Source organism: Erwinia sp. E602 (assembly GCF_018141005.1).
GTDB lineage: Bacteria > Pseudomonadota > Gammaproteobacteria > Enterobacterales > Enterobacteriaceae > Erwinia.
Genome location: NZ_CP046582.1, coordinates 34,348 through 55,340 on the forward strand (window position 1 = coordinate 34,348; position 20,993 = coordinate 55,340).

Annotated in this window: 19 protein-coding genes and 2 pseudogenes; 5 read left to right on the forward strand and 16 right to left on the reverse strand. The window is 55.2% G+C overall.

Going from position 1 to position 20,993, the window contains the following annotated elements; genetic code table 11:
- Positions 1–24 precede the first annotated feature (24 nt).
- Both GKQ23_RS01565 and GKQ23_RS01570 read right to left on the reverse strand, forming a co-directional pair.
- Complete coding sequence (locus tag GKQ23_RS01565) at positions 25–507, reverse strand: FidL-like protein (RefSeq protein WP_212409588.1); 483 nt, start codon at positions 505–507, stop codon at positions 25–27.
- On the reverse strand, positions 504–1,310 hold the full coding sequence (locus GKQ23_RS01570; RefSeq protein ID WP_212409589.1) for a winged helix-turn-helix domain-containing protein: 807 nt from the start codon (positions 1,308–1,310) through the stop codon (positions 504–506). The genes GKQ23_RS01565 and GKQ23_RS01570 overlap by 4 nt, the downstream gene beginning before the upstream one ends.
- Positions 1,311–1,680: 370 nt before the next feature.
- Between GKQ23_RS01570 and GKQ23_RS01575 the strand changes: the two genes are divergently transcribed.
- Positions 1,681–1,950 carry a FaeA/PapI family transcriptional regulator gene (locus GKQ23_RS01575; RefSeq protein ID WP_056240920.1) on the forward strand — a complete coding sequence of 90 codons (270 nt, stop codon included), beginning with the start codon at positions 1,681–1,683 and terminating at the stop codon, positions 1,948–1,950.
- Here GKQ23_RS01575 and GKQ23_RS01580 read toward each other — a convergent pair whose 3' ends face one another.
- From GKQ23_RS01580 to GKQ23_RS01615, 8 genes are all read right to left on the reverse strand, one after another.
- On the reverse strand, positions 1,951–3,438 hold the full coding sequence (locus GKQ23_RS01580) for an FKBP-type peptidyl-prolyl cis-trans isomerase (RefSeq protein ID WP_212409590.1): 1,488 nt from the start codon (positions 3,436–3,438) through the stop codon (positions 1,951–1,953).
- A 242-nt stretch (positions 3,439–3,680) separates the two neighbouring features.
- Positions 3,681–4,145, reverse strand: coding sequence for a hypothetical protein (locus GKQ23_RS01585; RefSeq protein WP_156365628.1), 465 nt, complete (start codon positions 4,143–4,145; stop codon positions 3,681–3,683).
- 10 nt (positions 4,146–4,155) lie between these two features.
- Complete coding sequence (locus tag GKQ23_RS01590) at positions 4,156–4,785, reverse strand: LuxR C-terminal-related transcriptional regulator (RefSeq protein WP_212409591.1); 630 nt, start codon at positions 4,783–4,785, stop codon at positions 4,156–4,158.
- 387 nt (positions 4,786–5,172) lie between these two features.
- Positions 5,173–5,535, reverse strand: a complete 363-nt coding sequence (locus GKQ23_RS01595) for a YibL family ribosome-associated protein (RefSeq protein WP_056240904.1) — start codon at positions 5,533–5,535, stop codon at positions 5,173–5,175.
- Between the two features lie 72 nt (positions 5,536–5,607).
- Positions 5,608–6,132, reverse strand: a complete 525-nt coding sequence (locus GKQ23_RS01600; RefSeq protein ID WP_056240901.1) for an MltR family transcriptional regulator — start codon at positions 6,130–6,132, stop codon at positions 5,608–5,610.
- Positions 6,133–6,227: 95 nt separating this feature from the next.
- On the reverse strand, positions 6,228–7,376 hold the full coding sequence (locus GKQ23_RS01605; protein ID WP_212409592.1) for a mannitol-1-phosphate 5-dehydrogenase: 1,149 nt from the start codon (positions 7,374–7,376) through the stop codon (positions 6,228–6,230).
- Positions 7,377–7,466: 90 nt separating this feature from the next.
- Positions 7,467–9,392: a PTS mannitol transporter subunit IICBA gene (locus GKQ23_RS01610; RefSeq protein WP_212409593.1), complete on the reverse strand. Its 1,926-nt coding sequence runs from the start codon at positions 9,390–9,392 to the stop codon at positions 7,467–7,469.
- A 519-nt stretch (positions 9,393–9,911) separates the two neighbouring features.
- Complete coding sequence (locus GKQ23_RS01615; protein ID WP_056240890.1) at positions 9,912–10,628, reverse strand: DUF3053 domain-containing protein; 717 nt, start codon at positions 10,626–10,628, stop codon at positions 9,912–9,914.
- Between the two features lie 584 nt (positions 10,629–11,212).
- Between GKQ23_RS01615 and GKQ23_RS01620 the strand changes: the two genes are divergently transcribed.
- On the forward strand, positions 11,213–11,506 hold the full coding sequence (locus GKQ23_RS01620) for an HTH-type transcriptional regulator (RefSeq protein WP_056241193.1): 294 nt from the start codon (positions 11,213–11,215) through the stop codon (positions 11,504–11,506).
- Between the two features lie 33 nt (positions 11,507–11,539).
- On the opposite strand, the gene GKQ23_RS01625 is transcribed toward GKQ23_RS01620, so the two are convergent.
- The 3 genes from GKQ23_RS01625 to glyQ all read right to left on the reverse strand — a co-directional run bounded on the left by GKQ23_RS01625 (position 11,540) and on the right by glyQ (position 15,697).
- Positions 11,540–12,592, reverse strand: coding sequence for an NAD(P)-dependent alcohol dehydrogenase (locus GKQ23_RS01625; RefSeq protein WP_212409594.1), 1,053 nt, complete (start codon positions 12,590–12,592; stop codon positions 11,540–11,542).
- 114 nt (positions 12,593–12,706) lie between these two features.
- The gene (glyS, locus tag GKQ23_RS01630; RefSeq protein WP_212409595.1) at positions 12,707–14,776 is read right to left on the reverse strand and encodes a glycine--tRNA ligase subunit beta; all 2,070 of its coding nucleotides are present in this window, start codon (positions 14,774–14,776) and stop codon (positions 12,707–12,709) included.
- Between the two features lie 9 nt (positions 14,777–14,785).
- Positions 14,786–15,697, reverse strand: a complete 912-nt coding sequence (gene glyQ, locus GKQ23_RS01635) for a glycine--tRNA ligase subunit alpha (protein WP_056240879.1) — start codon at positions 15,695–15,697, stop codon at positions 14,786–14,788.
- A gap of 238 nt (positions 15,698–15,935) precedes the next feature.
- Here glyQ and GKQ23_RS01640 point away from each other — a divergent pair, with 238 nt between their 5' ends.
- Complete coding sequence (locus GKQ23_RS01640) at positions 15,936–16,931, forward strand: acyltransferase (protein ID WP_212409596.1); 996 nt, start codon at positions 15,936–15,938, stop codon at positions 16,929–16,931.
- Positions 16,932–17,111: 180 nt separating this feature from the next.
- Here the strand turns inward: GKQ23_RS01640 and GKQ23_RS01645 are convergent, their stop codons facing one another.
- Both GKQ23_RS01645 and GKQ23_RS01650 read right to left on the reverse strand, forming a co-directional pair.
- Positions 17,112–18,053 (reverse strand): GlxA family transcriptional regulator, encoded by a 942-nt coding sequence (locus GKQ23_RS01645; RefSeq protein ID WP_056240871.1) that lies wholly within the window; start codon positions 18,051–18,053, stop codon positions 17,112–17,114.
- 62 nt (positions 18,054–18,115) lie between these two features.
- Positions 18,116–18,658 carry an isochorismatase family protein gene (locus GKQ23_RS01650; RefSeq protein ID WP_212409597.1) on the reverse strand — a complete coding sequence of 181 codons (543 nt, stop codon included), beginning with the start codon at positions 18,656–18,658 and terminating at the stop codon, positions 18,116–18,118.
- Positions 18,659–18,991: 333 nt separating this feature from the next.
- Between GKQ23_RS01650 and GKQ23_RS01655 the strand changes: the two genes are divergently transcribed.
- Positions 18,992–19,459, forward strand: coding sequence for a hypothetical protein (locus GKQ23_RS01655; RefSeq protein ID WP_249168456.1), 468 nt, complete (start codon positions 18,992–18,994; stop codon positions 19,457–19,459).
- A 167-nt stretch (positions 19,460–19,626) separates the two neighbouring features.
- On the opposite strand, the pseudogene GKQ23_RS01660 reads toward GKQ23_RS01655, so the two are convergent.
- Positions 19,627–19,743, reverse strand: a pseudogene (locus GKQ23_RS01660) (IS3 family transposase); the annotation flags it as partial.
- A 125-nt stretch (positions 19,744–19,868) separates the two neighbouring features.
- Between GKQ23_RS01660 and GKQ23_RS01665 the strand changes: the two are divergent.
- A pseudogene (locus tag GKQ23_RS01665) lies at positions 19,869–20,914 on the forward strand (virulence RhuM family protein).
- The last annotated feature ends 79 nt before the right edge of the window (positions 20,915–20,993 follow it).

The following is a 20,993-nucleotide window of genomic DNA, read 5'->3' on the forward strand; positions in this document are numbered from 1 at the left end:
GCAGGATAGGCCGTTTTTTTATCCTCAGCGATCCGTACAGATGTAAAGCGGCATATTCAGCCCGGAAACCAGCCAGCTGTCGTGGTTAAAGCGCTGCAGGTAGAGCAGTAATGCAGGGTTTTTTACCAGCCGTTGATAAAACACGCTATCAGGAATGTTGTCAGTTTCACTGACGTTGCTATGGCTGTAATTGAGTTCCAGTGCCTGATTTTCAGGATGATAGTGGTAGGTCATCATCAGGACCCGGTTGAGCAGAAAACGCCCTTCAGGTGTGGTCATCTGACCGGAAAATTGCATTGCCAGTCGTGATTTTCCCAGCGTGACCAGGGAAACCTGGCCATCCATGGTGGTGGTGGTGGCATCCTGATTAATCGCAAAATGAACGTTCGCCCGGCAGGAGAGTGCCAGCGCAGGGCTGGCCCGCTCGGGCGTCAGTATCCACATGCAGAGCGGCACAATCAGTGCAGTACACAGCAGGGCACCGGCGATAAGCGTTTTCTTGATCATGGTTTATCGATGGTGACAGAGAGGTAGTTCACACAGTGTTCGCTCTCCAGCGTTCCGATAACGCACTGGGCGAAAAACAGACCTTTCTGTTCATTTTTTTCCTCTGGATTGAAATGATAGAATTCAAAGTAATTCGTGCTTTTTTTATTATTACAATCGATGTTATTACGATTAATAACCTCTTTGAGGCGGTTTTTTTTCTCCTCCCGGTACGATGGATTACCTGCATTCATCTCATACATCAGGCAGAGCCCGATCGGTGGGAAAGGAGTCATCGCCACCTGCGATCTTGTCGGCAGGGTAATTACAGTAAGTAAACTAATGGATATCAGTATCAGCGCTACTGTTATGCTAATGTTAGCGACGGTATTAAGCGAAAGAGACGCCTTCTGATGTGGTTTTTCGGTTGCCTCCGATTCAGGTGAAACTGTTTTGGTATCGGCATCAACGCGGTTTTTGTTTATGTGAACGGCATCATAGCATCGGGTGATCATCGCCAGCCGAAATCCTTCTTTCGGAACGGTCGTGATGACATCATCCTCAACGCCCAGCTGCCTGAATGTTTTTCTCAAATAACTGATATGATTGCTAAGGTTATTACTGGAAGGGATAAGGCCATTTTTTTCCCAGACGTTGGTGAGCAACGATTCGCGCGATGATGTTTTGCCGGCATTCACTATGAGTTCGGTTAATAATAGCGTGCTTGGGCGCGAAAGTTGCAGAGAGGCGTTCTCTTCCCCCATAAGCTGGAGCCAGCCGGTTGCAGAATCAAAATCTATTTTTTCATTAATCAAATATTTCATTTCATTTCTGATTTTTATTTTTGATTGCGTTTGTTATCAAAAGATTCATAACGCAAGTTGGCCGGACGAACTTATCCTGTAGCTGCAGTGCGATATAACATCCTGCCTCATGCGTGATTAAAATTAATCACTATTGACGCTATATTAATGCGCATATAAAAATCCTTATCAGGAGGCTGGTTTTTCGATAAATCAGTCTTTAATTCCTTAAAATCGCACTATGTTAGTTTTATATTCTATTATAAATTAATAATTGATATTAAGTTTTGATTAAGTCAGGCTGAGGTTATCATTGTCACAACAAGGGTTAGGTAAAAGTTTGGCCGATCCTTTCACAGCAGGAGCTATATATTTTATAAAGGAGTTGTCAATGTTCGAACGTGCCAGTTGTCTGCATCGGGAAAAATCTGTCGCAAAGGTAATTCATGCACTTAACGAGTTTTTTGCGGAAAAAATGCCATCCGGACCGCATCCCATTTATGCCAGTACGCGTGATATCGCAGATCGCTCCGACTTAAGTATTTATAATGCCAGACATATATTGATCAAGCTTGAAAAAGAAGGAATGATTACCTCCATTAAGAATGAAAATCGTAAGAGTTTGTACTGGAATAAAACAGAGAAACTTAAGGGAATTTAACTATTGGCTTCTCTTACTCTCCGGAGCAGGATTGCCGGGTAACACCTTTTTCTCTGGCGATGCGTTCTTCTTTTTATTTTCCGGATACGACTCGGCAATCCGTATATCGTAAACCATTGTGGCATTGGGCGGCACTTTAGGTGGATAGCCCTTCTCGCCATACGCCAGATTTGGCGGGACCACAATAGTAACGGAACCATGATTTTTTATCTTACTTAGCGCTTCCTGGAAGATGGGTGGAAAAGCCGATAAAGGCTGCGTCAGCACGATCCCTTTGGCATCCATATCTTCGATCACCTTACCGCTGGCCAGGCTCTCTTTTACCACCACGTCAATACTGGTATTCGCCGAAATTGGCGTATCCCCGATATAGCCAATCTGATACCAAAATCCGAGTTTGCTCTTATGCGTTTTTTTATCGTTAATGAAGGCCTTAACAAAGTTTTTCGTCGATTTGTCCAGGCGGTTCATGAATTTTTCCCGGCCGCTGTTTAGCTGGGTTGCAACGGTGGCAATGATCTTTTCCATATCTGCCAGCGGTATTTTTGCTGTGTTTTTAAAAGCATCAACGATGCCTGCCAGTACCACCCGACGGTCGTTGTCCACCGCAGACCAGTTGTGATTTTCAGCCTGCACCTGCAGTATTTCCTGGCCCATCGAGAAGCCGATAGCGTAGGCTTCGCGCGTGGCTTTCTGCCTGAGTTGTGCAGCAGTGAGTTCTGCCACCCCAGGCTTAACCGCTACGGATTGTTTCACCTGCTGCTGTGCCAGCACCTCGTCCAGCCTGGCCTGCAGCGCCTTAAGCTTCTCCTCGGCGCTGTTTTTTTCGGCCAGCAGCGCGGCGCTGGCCTTGCTGGCGGAGCTGCTGCTGCTTTTCTGCTGAGCCAGCACCTCGTCCAGCCTGGCCTGCAGCGCCTTGAGCTTCTCCTCGGCGCTGTTTTTTTCGGCCAGCAGCGCGGCGCTGGCCTTGCTGGCGGAGCTGCTGCTGCTTTTCTGCTGTGCTAACACGCTGTCCAGTTGTGCTTCTGCTGCTTTGCTTCTTAGCAGACTGTCTGCCAGCTGTTGCTTCGTATGATTAAGCCCGGCAATCTGCTGTTCAAGCTCTGCCTGCTGTTGTGCCGTTGCCTGCTGGCCTGTGGCATCGCGACGGAGCAGCGCCGTATAACGATCGCGCAGTGAAATGAGCTGCTGTTGCAGCTCCTGTTGCCGTTGCCGTGTCCTGTTTACAAGCTGCTGTGATTTCTTCGCCCGTTGGTTGGCCAGCCGGAGTTTTTCTGCCAGCGCCAGCTCAGACGGTGAAAAATGCCACAGATTACGGAAGGTGCTGGCAAGGTTTTGCAGCGTCTGGCGATCGGCCTCGCTCAGCGAGGGAACCGCTGGCAGAGTCGCCGGTGACGCAGGGGGGAGCCGCTCCAGGCGGGTAATTTTTTGCCGTAAATCTGACAGCTGCTGGTTGCGCTCACTCAGTTGCTGCCTGCTTTTTTCCAACTCGTGTTGCAGCGCCAGCCGTTGCTGATGTTCAACATCAGATGGCGGGGAGGGTTTTCTTTGGGTTCGCGTGGGGGTTACGGTAGGCCGCTCCCGCGGGGGGGCGGCCTGTTGCTGGTATTTACGGGCAAACTGCAGCACGGCAGGGCCTTCATCTGCCAGCGCGTTGTGCTGGAGTAACGAGTAGCAGAGTAGACTCAACGTGATTGCCGACAACCGGAAGGATATCCGCCGACGGACCATCATGGCCGTGCCTCGCCCCGGTTAGTCAGGCTGTCCAACAGCGTTTGCGCGATCTGTGCGCAAAGGAGATTGGCACGATAGCGATACAGTGAGTCGACGGTATCCTGAGTATCTGCATTGGTTTTACTCCGCAGATCGGCATACTGTGCTGCGCCATTCATCAGGTAATCGAAGGCACTACGCATCCGTTTAAACTGGGCAGGATTCATGGTCTTAAGCGCATCCAGTTGCCCCTGACACTGCTGAAGCCGGACCCGATCGCCTTCATCTTTTTGACTGCGCGCCGGTTCAGCACGATTTGTTGCCAGCGCGGTTGTCGCCGGCGCTACAGCAACGGTCGGCGGGGTCACTACGGTCTTTTTTTCTGACTGCGGTAAGAGTTGGCAGCCGGCCAGTAGTAGTGAACAGAGCAAAACGATTCTGTTTTTTTTGCACATAATGGGAGTTAACATCGCGGTGATCATCGTGGACTCTTTATTTATCACGCCCGCACCAGGACTCGCACCAGCCTTCCTGCAGTAGCCAGTAGTTAAGTTCAGCAGGGCGGATCATATTGAGTTTGGCCATGATATTCCTTTTGTGCGCACTCACCGTCTTCTCGCTGATCAGCAGAAAACGGGCAACCGCGCCATTACTGATACCGCGAGCCAGGTAACGCAACACTTCGATTTCACGCCGGGTGAGCAAACCAAAAGAGTGCGGAGTGCAGGGCCTGGCAAGCAAACTGCGTAAATCAGTATGCGGAGACGTACGGCTCTGTACTTTTCTGTAAAAGTCAGCCAGCTGGCTGTCACGGTATAAGGTCGGAAAATCATCTAAGTGGGGAACGGTTATGTTGCCCTCATCCGGCAGCGGTGTTCTGTCGCGGAGGATAAAAACGTCAAGCGACCGCGTAGAGACGCGGCGATGAAGGTAATGACAATTGGCGATGGATATGGATTCGGCAGCAATAAACAGGATTCTGGCATCATAATTAAATACGCAATCGGTAAACGAAGGCGAAATGCCCTTAGCTAACAGAAACTCAGAAATACAGGCGGCGAGCCCGTCAGCAAAGTACCGATTAGGGTCGTTGATTACGATCGTCAGCTGATTTCTGTTCATCCGTTATTCATCCACTGTTGTCCCTAACCGGAGAGACGGACATCGCCTCTCAGCGGCTGTCATCGCCTTAATTCATCACATTAATCCATATATTGTATCGTTATTAATATTATGGCAAAAGTAAGTATCACCAGTTTTGCAAATTGCGATATATATAACTAGCTATTGAATTTATGCGATGTTAGTCGTCGCAAAAGAATTTAAATAAAGCTTTTGCGATATTAAATTTTATTAATAAGCGTATTCGACAGCGGGTAAGGCCTGACAGCAAGGGGGGAGGTACAGCAGGTGAGGCGGGGGAAAGCAATCTTCCGGGAAGGCTGACATGACGCGCCGTCTAAAGAGACGTTTCACATCAGCCTGGATGACATCCGTCAGATACCGGCGTTAAAACGCAGCGCGAGCGTAACCGGTCATCTCTTTCAGACCCAGCTCGCGGCCCAGCGCGGAAGTCGGATGCACCACAATCAGTCCGCGAACGCTTTTTTTCAGCGCGCCCATGTTGGCCTGTTCTTTTTTGGTGATCGCCCGGCTGAACGGCAGTTTTTGCAGCTGCTGCGCTTCCTTGCTGAGTTTTTCAGCCCGCACGCCGCGCAGACGTTCAATTTCAGCCTGCAGCTTATCTTTCTCTTTCAACAGCTCGCCAAGCTTCTCGCTGTCGCCAGACGCCAGCAGCGTCGGTTCTTTATGGTTCAGGGCATCCAGCTTGTCGCTCAACGCTCTGATTTCATCCTGCACTTTTTCTGTCATAACCGTAACCGTCAACAATGATTCATTGCAGCAAAGGATACACGAAAGCGGCGGAAAGAGGGAAAAGGGGCGTTATTTTTTAAAAGCCTGCTTTTGGCTGATCCGCGCGATCAGCGCGGTCAGCGACAGCACCATGGTCGATCGCACCACCTGCAGATAGCGTTGCTGCTGCATGGCGCGTAGTTCCGCATCATCGCTGACGTAGTCGGGGCAGGGCGGCAGGGCGGTAACGCAATGCAGCTCACCAAAGGGGCCGAGGATCTCATCGTCGGTAAAGCGGTACTCGCTGCCGTCGTGGTTCAGCTCTTCACGCAGCGCCATCAGCAGCTCGGCATCTTCATACTCGCTGCGGTTGATGATGCCGAGGCCGTAGACCAGCTTCAGGCGCACCGACAGCTCCCCCAGCGGGCCATCACCGAGCAGCAGCGGTTCGACCGCGTACTTGACGGCATAGTCATCCTTGCGGAACACCTGAGTAATCAGAATATTGACCGCTTCGGCCAGCAGCTCAACGGCGGCGATCAGAAAGCTTCTCACCGAACGTCCGGTGTTCAGGCGCTCCAGCACCCGATTTTCAAAAGCCTGTGGTTGTTCCATGAGAGCCTGCACGTGATTCGTAATGGGGCATAATGGCGTCGGTACGGGCGCAGCAGCGCTGCACCCGTAGGGTTCATCCGTGAGGAAGGCCGACATTATGACACAGCGTTGTAAGCCTTCACCACCGCCGCCACAACATCACTGTGGGCATCCAGGCCAGAGATCTCTGCCAGGGTGGTGGCGACATCCTGTTTCGCCAGCAGTTCGGTCAGCTGCTGCGCCTGAGGGTCCTGCTCGCTGCGATAGTGCAGCGCGGCCGCGATGCCCTGCACCAGGTTGTCGTGCGGCAGCTGATACTCCAGCGTGCCCAGCGTCGGTTTAATCAGGCGGTCACCGGCGCTCAGCTTGCGCAGCGGCTGACGTCCGACGCGCTCGACGTCATCTTTCAGGTACGGATTCTCAAAACGGCTGAGGATCTTGCTGATATAGGCCGCGTGCTTATGTGCATCAAAGCCGTAACGGCGGATCAGCACCGCGCCGCTCTCCTGCATCGCGCCTTCAACCACCTGACGTACCTTTGGATCGAGAATCGCATCACGGATGGTCTGATGGCCGGCCAGCTGGCCGAGATAGGCGGTGATGGCATGGCCGGTGTTCAGCGTAAACAGCTTACGCTCGACAAAGGCCATCAGGTTGTCGGTCAGCTCCATGCCGGCAATCTGCGGCAGCGGGCCTTTAAACTGGGTCTGATCGACGATCCATTCGCTGAAGGTCTCTACGGTCACTTCCAGCGGATCGCTGCTGCCGGCTTCTGTCGGCGGAACAATACGGTCAACGGCGGAGTCGACGAAGCCGACATGCTCTTCCAGCCAGGCGTGATACTGCTCCGGCAGCGCCTTCAGCACGTGGCCCTTCAGCTGAGTGGTGCCACGCACCATGTTTTCACAGGCGATAATGTTCAGCGGACGGGTATTAGCATTATCACTGCGTTTGGCCAGCCCTTTCGCAATGCTGCCCGCAATGCGCTCAAGGATCTGTGGGCCAACCGCCGTGGTAACGATATCAACCTCAGCCACCCGATCGATAACCTCGTCGCTGGTGCTGTTAATCGCATCAACCCCGGTGACGATCTCGGTCTTCGCCTGTTCACCAACCACCTGTACCGGGTACTGATGGCGCGCGTTCAGCGCGTCGAGCACCGCCTGATTAACGTCGGCAAAGGTGAGCCGGATACCGGCATCGGCCAGCAGTTTGCCGATAAAACCGCGGCCGATATTACCCGCGCCAAAATGCAGAGCTTTCATAATTAATCCCTTCTTACAGAGTCAACGAGCCAATAAACAGGGGCCGGGCAAGCCCGGCCCCTGGGGCGAAATCAACGAATGGCTAATGGATCAGGCGCGCGCGTCACCGGACAACAGATCCAGCACGTCCTGCACGTTGCTGGTGGTGGCCAGCCGTTCAATCACCGAGTCATCATCCAGCGCATTGGTCAGGGCGGTAATCACCTGAATATGCTCGTTGTTGCGTGCGGCAATGCCGATCACTAACCGGGCGATGTCGTCTTCATCATCCCCGAACTTCACGCCGTTCGGATACTGGCAGAAGACGATGCCGGTTTTCAGCACGCGATCTTTCGCTTCGATGGTGCCGTGTGGGACGGCGATCGACTCACCCAGATAGGTTGGCGTCAGCTTTTCACGGGCCAGCATCGCTTCCACATAATCCGGCTCAACGTAGCCACCTTTCACCAGCTGCTCACCGGCAAAGCGGATCGCCTGCTCTTTGTCCGCGGCGTGATTGCCGAGGAACACGTTGGCGGCGCTCAGTTTGAACAGGTTGGCCTGGCCGTCATCATAGCTGTCGTTCAGCGTGGCATTGACCTTTTCACGGTGCTGTTCGCTGCGGTTGGCTTCCACCAGGCGCGCGGTCAGATCGTTATACAGGCCGCTGTCGAGGAAGTTGCTCAGCGAAATATGCTGCGCATGGGGTGCCTGGCGCATCGCGCGCTCGGTCAGATCGCGGTGGGTAATCACCAGGTCAACGTCGCCCGGAAGGCTGTTAATCGCCGAGTTGGTCACCGAGATGTTGCTCAGGCCGGCATCGGCCACCTTCTTACGCAGCACGCCGGCGCCCATGGCGCTGGAACCCATGCCCGCGTCACAGGCAACGATGATTTTACGCACGTGGCTCAGATCGCCGTGCAGGCCTTCAGCGGCAGCGGCGCCGGTCTGGCCTTTAGACTGCGACTTCATCTCCTGCATACGGCGGGTTGCCGCTTCGATATCGTCATCTTCTTTCACTTTGCTGGTTTTCAGCAGCACGGCAGAGACGACAAAGGAGACCGCGAAGGCCGCCACAATCGCCGCGATGTTAGCGAAGTAGGCACCTTTTGGCGTCATCGCCAGCACGGCGAGGATTGAACCCGGAGAAGCCGGAGACACCAGGCCACCGTTCAGCAGGGTCAGGGTGAACACGCCGGTCATACCGCCGAGGATCACCGCCAGAATCAGGCGCGGGTTCATCAGCACGTACGGGAAGTAGATTTCGTGAATACCGCCGAGGAAGTGGATAATCGCGGCACCACCGGCAGACTGCTTCGCATTGCCACGGCCGAAGAACATATAGGCCATCAGTACGCCCATGCCTGGGCCCGGGTTGGCTTCAATCAGGAAGAAGATCGACTTACCGGCTTCGCTGGCCTGCTGGATACCCAGCGGCGAGAAGATACCGTGGTTAATGGCGTTATTGAGGAACAGGATTTTCGCCGGTTCAACAAAGATCGAGGTCAGCGGCAGCAGGTTGTTCTGCACCATCAGATTTACGCCGGCCGCCAGAATGTGCGACAGGCCCTCAACCAGTGGCCCGATCGCCAGGAAGGCAATGATGGCCAGCAGCATGCCGATAATACCGGCAGAGAAGTTGTTAACCAGCATCTCAAAGCCGCTTTTAATCTTACCGTCGATCGCGCGGTCAAAAGATTTGATCGCCCAGCCGCCCAGCGGACCGGCAATCATCGCGCCGAGGAACATCGGCATATCGGCACCGACGATCACGCCCATGGTGGTGATCGCACCGACCACGCCGCCGCGGTCACCGCCGACCAGGCGGCCACCGGTAAAGCCGATCAGCAGCGGCAGCAGATAGGTGATCATCGGGCCGACCAGCCTGGCCAGCGTTTCGTTTGGCAGCCAGCCGGTTGGGATAAACAGCGCGGTGATGATACCCCAGGCAATAAATGCCCCGATATTTGGCATCACCATGTTGCTCAGAAAGCGACCAAAGCTCTGCACTTTGATCTTAAAATCTGATGAGGACATATAAACACACCCCTTATGAGTACGCGCTGACCCAGTAAGAGAGCGCGTTGATTTTTGTTGGAGACGTTACGGCGACGCCGTCAGTATCACTGTATGCAGGCGGACTCTATCACGCGAATATGACGCTTGCGATGCGTGCGGGTAAAGTGTGATCTAAGTCACTATATGGGTGGGGTGAAGCAGGTGGTTTTAGTGACTATGATCACGTTTATACGGTGGGAACGCGTCCTTCTGTACGTAAAATCGCCACGAAACGCTCGTTATTGTGATGTTCATCACAAATGATGACGTGCGTTACGTGTCAGTTGTGTGATGCTTGTCACAATAAATTTCAGGGTGAATTTCGCTGATTATTGATCCGTCGCGTTTCTGTGACGCGGATCTATCGAAGCGATATAGTCCGATAAAACGCGCTATATGAGATCGCTAAGGGCCTGCAGGGGGCAGGACGCCAGCAGAAATGGGTGGCGGACGACAGGGGGCGTTATGTGGGGGCACCGCGGTACCCCCTGCGATGACTTACTGGAATCCGCCCTGCAGTGCACTCTGCGCCCGGGTCAGCGCCTGGGTATTGGCGCTCAGATTGCTCATCAGCGTATTGTACTGGGTCGCCTGCTGCTGGGTCGGGAACTGTACGGCCGCGCCGTTAAAGCTTACCTGCGATCCCTGCTGCTGCAGAAAATCGCCGGTCTGTACCGCATCCTGGCTCAGGGTCTGTAGTGCCGGCAATAGCGGGATCAGTGAAGCCGCTGGCTGAGAAACCACCTTGTTATAGACGTTGTCATAGACCGTTTTCAGATCCTCCGGCTGTTTCAGCGTCCCTTTGCTGCTGTCCGCCTGGGTTTTAGCGGACTGAATCTGCTGGGCCAGCACGCCAAGCGCACCGCTGGCCTGGCGCAGAGAGTCGCGGCGCGTCAGGTAATCCTGCGGGGTACGAATGGCAGACAGTTCATCCACTACCGGCTTCATACCCGATTCCACCGCTTTATTGACCTGCTGTGAGAAGCCGTAAAGAATCGCGTAATCGCTGACATAGTTGCCGAACTTCTGCTTCTGGTCTTCGCTCAGGCTCGGCAGATGCTCACCGCTGCGCATCACGGTATTCTGCAGGAAGTCGATAAACGCTTTGCGCTGATCTCCTTCTTTATCACCGCAGGCGGTCAGCTGCAGCACCAAAAACAGCGCCATAAATGGCACCAGCAGACGCATCCAGACACGCGCAGGTCCTGTGGTCATAAGAACAAACTCCTGTTTAAAACGGGTGATTTTAAGATTGCTACCGCGACTAAGAATAGTCGAACTGCATTTTTAAAGGTAGCCATCATTGCTCACCCGCCGCAACGATTTTAATACCTAAAAAAACGCTAACATCATGAACACTGGACCGATATCTATCGAACCCTGAGATCAACCGGGGGATGACCGGGTTTCTGAACAATATGGGGGGTTGATGGTAAGGCCTTGCTGGCCGGCTGGAGGCAACAATTTGCCTGAGCCATACCCGGTATCCTGCCTGCCCGGGCCGCCGTTGTGCGGCCTTTTTTTTACCCGCGCCCCTGCCTGCAACGATCGGATCAGCTGATAAATTGACTTCAGTCAGTCGCGGCTGAGATTTTCAGCAGAATTGAAAAATAATCAAAAAATATGACCCAAATCACACGGAATTGTCTAGTATTTGAGTTCCTGGTGCTTTCCGTGTGGGCCCGACTCTGAGGCCGCCAGCGGCTGCTGTTCGCCAGCATTCAGAACCTGAGCTTCAGGTTCTACATCCTCTTGTTGTTCACGTTACGTGAGTTGAATGAGGTGCACTGATGGAATTAATGGAAACAAAAGATCCAATGCATGAACTGCTATCGAGTCTGGAACAGATCGTGATTACCCGTCAGACGATTGCCCTGTCCCCGATTCTGAAGGACGATGTTTTACTGCCTGAACCCAAACGCATCCGGGAGATTACCGGCATGCAGATTGATGAGTTTGCCCTGGCAATGGGCGTTAGCGTTTCCTCGGTGAAGAGTTGGGAAGCGAAGAAGACCCGTCCGTCAGGCAGTGCACAAAAACTGATGCAGTTGATTCATTCGAATCCGTGTCTCAGCAGACAGCTGCTGGGATAAAAGAACAAACCCGCCATCTGGCGGGTTTTTGTTTTACAGGGCGGCCTGCGCCTTCATATCGATCACAAAGCGGTACTTCACGTCACCCTTCAGCATCCGTTCAAACGCCTGCTCGACCTGATCCAGACGAATCACTTCCACCTCAGACACGATCTGGTGCTCACCGCAGAAATCCAGCATCTGCTGAGTCTCTCTGATGCTGCCGATCGAGGTTCCGGAGATGCTCAGGCGCTTAAAGACGATCGGCGTCACGTCCGGCGACTTGTGCGGCGCGTCAGGAATGCCGACCAGCACCAGGTGGCCGTTGGTCTTCAGCGCGGCCAGGTACGGGTCGAGATCGTGCGGTGCCGCCACGCAGTCGAGGATCATGTCCAGGCTGTTCTTCACGCCTGCCATCTGCTCAGCGTCCTTCGATACCACCACTTCGCTGGCTCCGAGGCGCAGCGCATCCGCACCTTTTGCCGGAGAGGTGGTAAACAGCACCACTTCCGCGCCCAGCGCACGGGCCAGCTTCACCGCCATATGGCCGAGGCCACCGAGGCCAATCACGCCCACACGCTGGCCTGGCTGCACGTTCCAGTGCTGCAGCGGCGACCAGGTTGTCACGCCGGCACACAGCAGCGGTGCCACCGCGGCCAGCGGCAGGTTCTCCGGTACCGAAACCACAAACCTGCTGTCGACCACGATATTGTCGGCATAACCGCCGAAGGTTTTGCCGCCGATCACCTTTTCCTCGCCGTTATAGGTGGCGGTAAAGCCGGCTTCACAATACTGCTCTTCGCCGTCATGGCACTGCGCGCAGTGGCCGCAGGAGTCGACCATCACGCCGACGCCGACCAGATCGCCGGGCTTAAAGGCGGAGACCGCGCTGCCGGTGGCGACCACGCGGCCAACGATTTCGTGGCCCGGCACCAGCGGGAACTGGCTGACGCCCCACTCGTTACGCGCCATATGCAGGTCAGAGTGGCAGACGCCGCAGTAGTGAATATCAATGTGTATGTCACCGGCCTGCAGCTCGCGACGGGTAAAGGTGAAGGGTTCCAGCGGGGTGTTAGCTGCTTTGGCAGCGAATCCGTAAGATTTCATTGATGTCTCAGCCTGGTTGGCAAAAACGGCACAGGGTAAGGATTTAAGGCGTCAGGGGCAAGGCGGAATTGTAAAGGGGGGTGTCCCGGCAGTGGCCTGCCGGGACATCAGCGATTACTGCAGCAGCGAGATATCCGCTACCTGCAGGAACAGCGCGCGCAGCTTCGCCAGCAGCGTCAGGCGGTTCAGACGGATCTCTCTGTCGTCGGCGTTGACCATCACCTTGTCAAAGAAGTTGTCCACCGCTTCACGCAGCTCGGCCAGCTCGATCAGCGCATCCTGATAGCGGCCTTCGGCGAAGTACGGTGCCAGCTTGCTGGTCAGCGCTGAAACGTAGGTCGCCAGCTTGATCTCTTCATTCTCTTTCAGCAGCGACGCCTGCACGCTGTCGTTCAGCGGCTCGTCGGACTTGGCGAGAATATTGGAGACGCGCTTGTTGGCGGCCGCCAGGCTGGCAGCCTGCTCCAGCGTACGGAAGTGCGATACCGCCTTCATGCGCGCGTCGAAATCCGCCGGGCGGGTCGGGCGGCGTGCCAGCACGGCCTGGATGGTATCCACGCTGTGGCCCGCTTCCTGGTACCAGCTACGGAAACGGCCGAGCATAAAGTCGACCACCTCATCCACCACCTTCGCGTTGGTCAGCTTGCTGCCGTACAGGCGCGCGGCCTCTTCGGTCAGGGTCTGCAGATCCAGCGGCAGGTTCTTCTCAACGATGATGCGCAGCACGCCCAGCGCCGCACGGCGCAGTGCGAACGGATCTTTATCGCCTTTCGGATGCTGCCCGATGCCGAAGATGCCGGCCAGGGTGTCCATCTTATCGGCGATCGCCAGCGCGCAGGCGATCGGGTTAGACGGCAGCGCATCGCCGGCAAAGCGCGGCTGATACTGCTCGTTCAGCGCGACCGCCACGTCTTCGGCTTCGCCGTCGTGACGCGCGTAGTGCATGCCCATCACGCCCTGGGTGTCGGTGAACTCGAACACCATATTGGTCATCAGATCACACTTGGACAGCAGGCCCGCGCGGGTGGCGTGGTTGACGTCTGCACCGATCTGCGCGGCGATCCAGCCGGCCAGCGCCTGAATACGGTCGGTTTTGTCACGCAGCGTACCCAGCTGTTTCTGGAACAGCACGGTCTCCAGGCGCGGCAGGTTATCTTCCAGACGACGCTTACGGTCGCTGTTAAAGAAGAACTCGGCGTCGGCGAGGCGCGGGCGCACCACCTTCTCGTTACCGGAAATAATCTGCTGCGGATCTTTCGACTCGATGTTGGTGACGAAGATAAAGTTAGGCAGCAGCTTGCCCGCGGCGTCGTACACCGGGAAGTACTTCTGGTCGCCCTTCATGGTGTAGACCAGCGCTTCGGCCGGCACCGCGAGGAACTTCTCTTCAAAGGTGGCGGTCAGCACCACCGGCCACTCGACCAGCGAGGTCACCTCTTCCAGCAGGCTTTCGCTGAGGTCGGCGACGCCGCCAATCTGGCGCGCGGCGGCTTCGGCATCGGCCTTGATGGTGGCTTTACGCACCTCAAAGTCGGCCTGCACGCGGCCGCGCTCCAGCAGAATCTGCGGATACTGATCGGCGTTATCGATGGTGAACTCCGGCTCGCCCATAAAGCGGTGGCCGCGAATCGTACGGGCGGAGTCGATGCCCAGAATCTTCGCCGGGATCAGTTCATCGCCCAGCAGCAGGGTCACGGTGTGTACCGGGCGCACGAACTGCACCTCGGACGCGCCCCAGCGCATCAGTTTCGGGATCGGCAGCTTCGCCAGCGAGGTGGCGATCATCGCCGGCAGCAGCGCCTGCGCGCTTTCACCGGTCACTTTAGCGCGATGCACCAGCCATTCGCCTTTATCGGTGCTCAGACGCTCGGCCTGATCAACGGTAATGCCACAGCCGCGCGCCCAGCCTTCGGCCGCTTTGGTTGGCGCACCGCTGGCATCAAACGCGGCCTGAATCGCCGGGCCACGTTTTTCTACTTCGCGATCCGGCTGCGCGGCGCTCAGCGAGGCGACTTTCAGCGCCAGACGGCGCGGCGCGGCAAACCACTTCACGTCACCGTGGGCGAGGCCCGCAGCATCCAGCTCGGCGGTCAGGTTAGCAGCAAAGGACTCGGCCAGGCTGCGCAGGGCTTTCGGCGGCAGCTCTTCGGTGCCGATCTCCACCAGGAAGGTTTGTTCAGTCATGGCTGCCTCTTAGTTATTCTTGTTGCACATCGGGAAGCCCAGCGCCTCGCGGGAGGCGTAGTAGGCTTCAGCCACGGCTTTAGTCAGGGTACGGATGCGCAGAATATAGCGCTGACGCTCGGTGACCGAGATCGCCTTGCGCGCGTCCAGCAGGTTGAAGCTGTGCGCGGCTTTCAGAATACGTTCGTAGGCCGGCAGCGGCAGCGGTTTTTCCAGCGCCAGCAGGCTCTGCGCCTCTTTCTCGTACTGCTCGAAGCAGCTGAACAGGAAATCGACGTCGGCGTATTCGAAGTTGTAGGTCGACTGCTCGACTTCGTTCTGATGGAACACGTCGCCGTAGGTGGTTTTACCCAGCGGACCGTCGCTCCACACCAGATCGTACACGCTGTCCACGCCCTGGATATACATCGCCAGGCGCTCCAGGCCGTAGGTGATCTCGCCGGTGACCGGCTTACACTCCAGGCCGCCGACCTGCTGGAAGTAGGTGAACTGCGTCACTTCCATCCCGTTCAGCCACACTTCCCAGCCGAGGCCCCAGGCACCCAGCGTCGGGTTTTCCCAGTTATCTTCCACGAAGCGGATATCGTGAATGGTCGGGTCCATGCCCAGCTCTTTCAGCGAGCCGAGGTACAGCTCCTGAATATTGTCCGGTGATGGCTTGATGATCACCTGGAACTGATAGTAGTGCTGCAGGCGGTTCGGGTTCTCACCGTAGCGGCCATCGGTCGGGCGGCGTGAGGGCTGCACGTAGGCAACGGCGGTTGGCTCCGGGCCGATAGCGCGCAGACAGGTCATCGGGTGAGACGTCCCGGCACCGACTTCCATATCCAGCGGTTGGATGATGGTGCAACCCTGTCGCGCCCAGTAATCCTGTAAGGTCAGGATCAGCCCCTGAAAGGTCTTGGTATCAAACTTTTGCATGTTGATGTCGCACGCGATGAAGTGGTTATAAAAAGTGGGCGTCAGTATACCCTTTGAGCGGGCTGATTACCAAAGTGCTGACGGGCGGTAAGCGCGTTTATCCCCGGCTAATTTTGCAGCCCCTACCGCATAACCCGCTCATCCCGGTCTGAATTTTCCCGCATCAGGTTGTTGAAGCCCGGCCGCCTGGCTACGCTCTGACACGCAGCCTGCTGAACTGGCGAACAATGAGGATGAAATGTCGCAGAAAATCGGATGGATAGATAACTTACGCGCCCTGGCCTGCCTGATGGTGATTATGATCCACACCACCACCTGGTACGTCACCACCGGCATGTCGGTGGGTGAGCACAGCTGGGATATGTCGAACCTGCTGAACTCCGCTTCCCGCGTCTGCGTACCGATCTTCTTTATGATCTCCGGCTACCTGTTTTTCGGCGAGCGCAGCGCCCAGGCGCGCCACTTTGCCCGCGTGGTGCTGTGCCTGCTGTTCTACAGCGCGGTGGCGCTGGTTTATATCACCCTGCTGACGCCGATTAACGAGAGTAAATCGCTGGCGCACCTGCTGCAGAAGCCGGTGTTTTACCACCTGTGGTTCTTCTTCGCGATTATCGTGATTTACCTGTTCTCGCCGCTGATCCAGGTCAAGCCGGTGCGCGCCCGCTACCTGGCGGTGGTGACGCTGGTGCTGGCGATCGTCGCCAACCCGAACACCGTTGACGGCTCCATCGCCCGCTTCCACTGGCTGCCGATCAACCTCTATATCAGCGGCGACACCATCTACTACCTGCTCTACGCGCTGTTTGGCCGGGCGATCGGCATGATGGCAACCGGCGGACGCCGCACCGGCTGGCTGGCCGGGCTGGTTTTTGCGGCCTGCGTGGCGGCGATCGCCTTCGGCACCAAACGCCAGTTCGCGATTAACGGTGCCTTCGCCGATACCTGGTACCTCTACTGCGGCCCGGCGGTGTTTATCGCCGCGATCGGCCTGCTGGTGCTGTTTAAAAACTGCTGTAACGACCGCGTACCGGCGTTTATGGCGCTGATTTCCCGCAACTCGCTGCCGATCTACGGCTTTCACGCGCTGTTTATCCACTTTATGCGCACCCACCACCTGGACAACACCGACCGGCCGTGGCTGGATATCCCGCTGATCTTCAGTATCACCCTCGGCGGCAGCCTGCTGCTGGCGATCGGGCTGAAGAAAATTGACCGGCGGGGATGGGTGAGCTGAGAAAAGGGGGCTGCTGCATCTTAGGGCCGCTTGTCCACAGGCATGACCGTTCGACCGCCAGCTGAAATGCCTGACGGTGCAGAGTGACGTAAACAGAACCGTTGCTTACAGAGAACAGCGCCGGGCTGGAGGTACTCAGCCATTGATCGGCATTACGGATTGTTCAGCGGAGATGATCTGTTAGTGGTTCTGTAAGCCGGCGTCTTCCTGCCAGCGTTGTAAGGCCCGCCTTAGCTGGCGGGCGGAGGAGAACCCTGCCGCCAGCGCCGCCCGCTCGTTACCTTCCCCCTGCTGCAGCCGCTGCTGCGCCAGCGTCAGCCGCAGCTGCTCGTGGTAGTCGCGCACGCTGATGCCGAGATGGTCGCGGAACAGCCGGGTGAGATGGCGCGGGCTGACGTGCACCCGGCCGGCGATCTCCTCCAACGGCCATGCCTGCTCCGGTTGTAACACCAGCAGATCCTGCGCGCGGTGGATCGCCGGGTGCAGATGGTTACGGTAGCGCAGAAACGGCGACAGCTGCGGATCCTCCCCCGAGCGGCGGAAATAAACCACCATCTCCCGCGCCACCTCCAGCGCCACCCGTGGCCCGCACAGCCGGTTAATCAGATGCAGCGCCAGGTCGATGCCCGCCGTAATGCCCGCGCTGGTCCAGATGCCACGATCTTCCACGAAAATCCGGTTTTCTCTGACCATCGCCGCCGGTTCCGCCACCTTGAGTCGGTCGATGACCTCATGATGGGTGGTGCACTGTACGCCGTGCAGCAGCCCGGCTTTCGCCGCCAGCAGCGAACCGGAACAGATGCACACCAGCGTAATGCGCTGCGCGTGAATAGCGGGCTGCATACGCATCAGCCAGTGGCGCGCCGCCAGCGCCTGCGGCGTATCGAACCACACCGTCGAGTCGCTGACGCCGGGCAGCACCAGCAGACAGCCGTCGGGCAGCGTCTCCGGCAGCGGTTCAATGCGGCTGATAAACATCTGAGTGGAACTCAGCACCGTCTCATCCGGCCCGATATAGCGCAGCGCAAAGGCATCACCGGCCAGCGCCAGCGTCTCCGCCGGGCCGGTGATATCCAGCGTCATCACGCCGGGGAGGGTGACAAAATAAACCGGGATGGTCATAGCAGACAGCCTCCTGCGGACAGAAAAGTTTGAGGTCGGTGATGACAATGCTGACGCTGGCATCAGCCCAGCTTATGCAGACACTGTTCGACGGTGGCAATATCCGCAAAGCGGTTGATCAGCACGCTCTCAGTACGGTGGCGAAGATCGGCCACGCTCAGGGTAATGCCGTTATGGGTGATCGGGAAGGTCAGCGTTGCTTCCGTTACGTACGTCACCTGATAACCGAAATCCGATGCCACGCGGGCGGTGGTTTCACAGCACTGCTCGCTGCGCAGCCCGCTGATGATCACGTGCTTCACCTGCTGCTGCTCCAGCCACTGCTGCAAACCCGATTCAGTCAGCGCGTTATGCACCCGCTTACGAAAGGTGGCAACCGGCTGGTGGCTGAGAAACGGCAGGCGGGTCACCAGCCCGGACTCCGGCCTGAACGCCTCGTCATCATCCTCATGCAGCACGTCCACCACCGCAATCCCGCGCTGCTGGCAGCCGGCAACCAGCGCACTCAACGCCTGCTCAAACGCCGGGGTTTCCGGCGTCTCACGGTAGCCACGATGATAGAAGGATTGCTGCGCGTCAATCACTAACAGTACGGTGTCGGTCATTTTGGGACTCCTGATGAGGTGGGGTTAGGGCTATGATCTACGGGATTGGGGAGGGGGAAAAGGCCAGAAAAGGACGGGATTGGGGGTGGGAGGGACAGGTTTGGCGAGGGGGAATGATATCGATGGGCTATGCGCCGGCAATCAGTAAGCTTCTGACTCACTAAAGAAAATAGAGAAATAAATTCTGATTATGCTGTGAAATCTATGCCTGGAATTATCAGAGCCCAGTTACAAGCGCTGGATTCTGATGAATATATGTCTGTTGAAGTCGAGTATGATTTTTTTGAAGGGTAAAAAGAAATTTTTGTTACTCAACCAGGATTGTATCGGTTAATGTCCAGTGACCGAAGCGCTGCTGGTAAACGTTTTCAGAAATGGCTATTCCATGAAGTAATACCATCATTGACTAAAAATGGAGTCTATCCCCCACCACCAGAAGCTAAAGGATCTGCATTCGCTCAAATGGCAGAAATGCTGGCCCAAAATTCTAGGATGCTTGCTGACGCCATTCACAAAAATGAAAAACTAGCAGAAGATGTGTCTCAGGTAAAAGGAAAAGTTGCTGATGTTGAAAGCCGTCTGGAGGTTTTAGAGTCCGAATCATCACATCCAAAAGAAGATGTGCAAACCTTAAGTGAATGGCTTGATTTTCTGGATATTAATATTGAGGAAAAATATATTCAGGAGACGCTTGCTTGGTGTGAAAATATCGCCATGAAAAAAATAAAATGGTTGTTCTGGGTAATAGAAGTGATGATTCGTTGTTTACTGTTCAGACGATCGATGAGGCTGTTTCTATAATGAGATTAAACAGGAAGACATCATTTAAATAAATCCTAAAGATTCATGATATCAATAATAAACTATTTCTCAAGTGCGTGCGATAAGGTCAAGACAGACCTGCTTTAATCTCCACGCATTCATTTTTTAAATTTCCGGTTTTCAGCCATCAGTAGGTATTCTTACGGGGTCTGGTATGTTCGGCCAAAACGTTTGATAAACGCATTTTTACTCGGCTTGTCGGGTTTTATAAATTTCAGCATTACACCATGCTCTTCTGCCCACTGTGCCTGAGCCAGCGATAGAGTACCGGCCCGTTGAAGGGAGAACCCGTTTTATTGCGCTTGTGATGTAGTCTGGCTATACCATATTGCCCCTGCCCGGTAATATGGTATCACATCCAATTTTTTAAAGTGGAAACGGAGGCAGCATGACAGATAAGCACTTACCTCAACCTCCAGCAGGTGAATTCCTGCTGTTCCAAAGCGAGGATCGCCACGCCCGTGTTGAGTGTCGCTTTCAGTCAGACACGCTTTGGCTTACTCAGGCATCTATGGCTGAGCTATACGATAAGGATGTTCGGACCATTAATGAACACCTGAGCAATATCTTTGCAGAAGGCGAGATTGGTCAAAATTCAACCATCCGGAAATTCCGGATAGTTCGCCAAGAAGGAAAACGACAGGTTTCCAGAGAGTTAGAACACTACAGCCTCGAAGCAATACTGGCCGTGGGTTATCGCGTTCGCTCAGTTCGGGGGACTCAGTTCCGCCAGTGGGCCACGCAAACCCTGCAGGAATATCTGATTAAAGGGTTTGTGATGGATGACGAACGATTGAAAAATCCGCCAGTCGGCTCTTCTGTCGTGCCTGACTACTTTGACGAGATGCTGGAACGCATCCGCGATATTCGTGCCAGCGAACGTCGGGTTTATTTGCGGGTGCGGGAGATTTTTGCGCTGGCTGCTGACTACCAGCCCACTTTGAAAGAGACAACTCTCTTCTTTCAAACCATCCAGAATAAGCTGCACTTTGCCTGCACCGGGCTTACGGCCGCCGAGCTGATCCACCAGCGTGCAGATGCCAGCCACATATGGGACTCACCAGCTATAAAGGTAATGATGTGCTAAAAGGTGATGTCACCGTCGCAAAAAACTACCTGATCCAGAAAGAGGTTACTGAACTTAACCGTGTGGTGAATATGTGGCTGGACTATGCCGAAGATCAGGCATTGCGCCGCCAGCAGGTTTTCTTGCAGGACTGGCAGGAGAAGCTGGATCAGTTCCTGCAGTTCAACGATCGCAATGTGCTACAGGGATCTGGCACGGTCAGTAAGAAAGTGGCAGATGAAAAAGCTCAGCTTGAATATGCACAATTTGCAGAGCAGCGACGTTTGTTAAAAGAGGCTGAAGGTGAAAAGAATATTACTGATCTGATGTACTGGAAAGCGGGTAAAAATCCCCCTTCATCCAAATAGCAGAGGTGTACTGTGTGTTACTTTCTAATCTGTATAAACGGTTAGCGGCATGAGAGCCGTTATCTTCTCAACGCTTCCA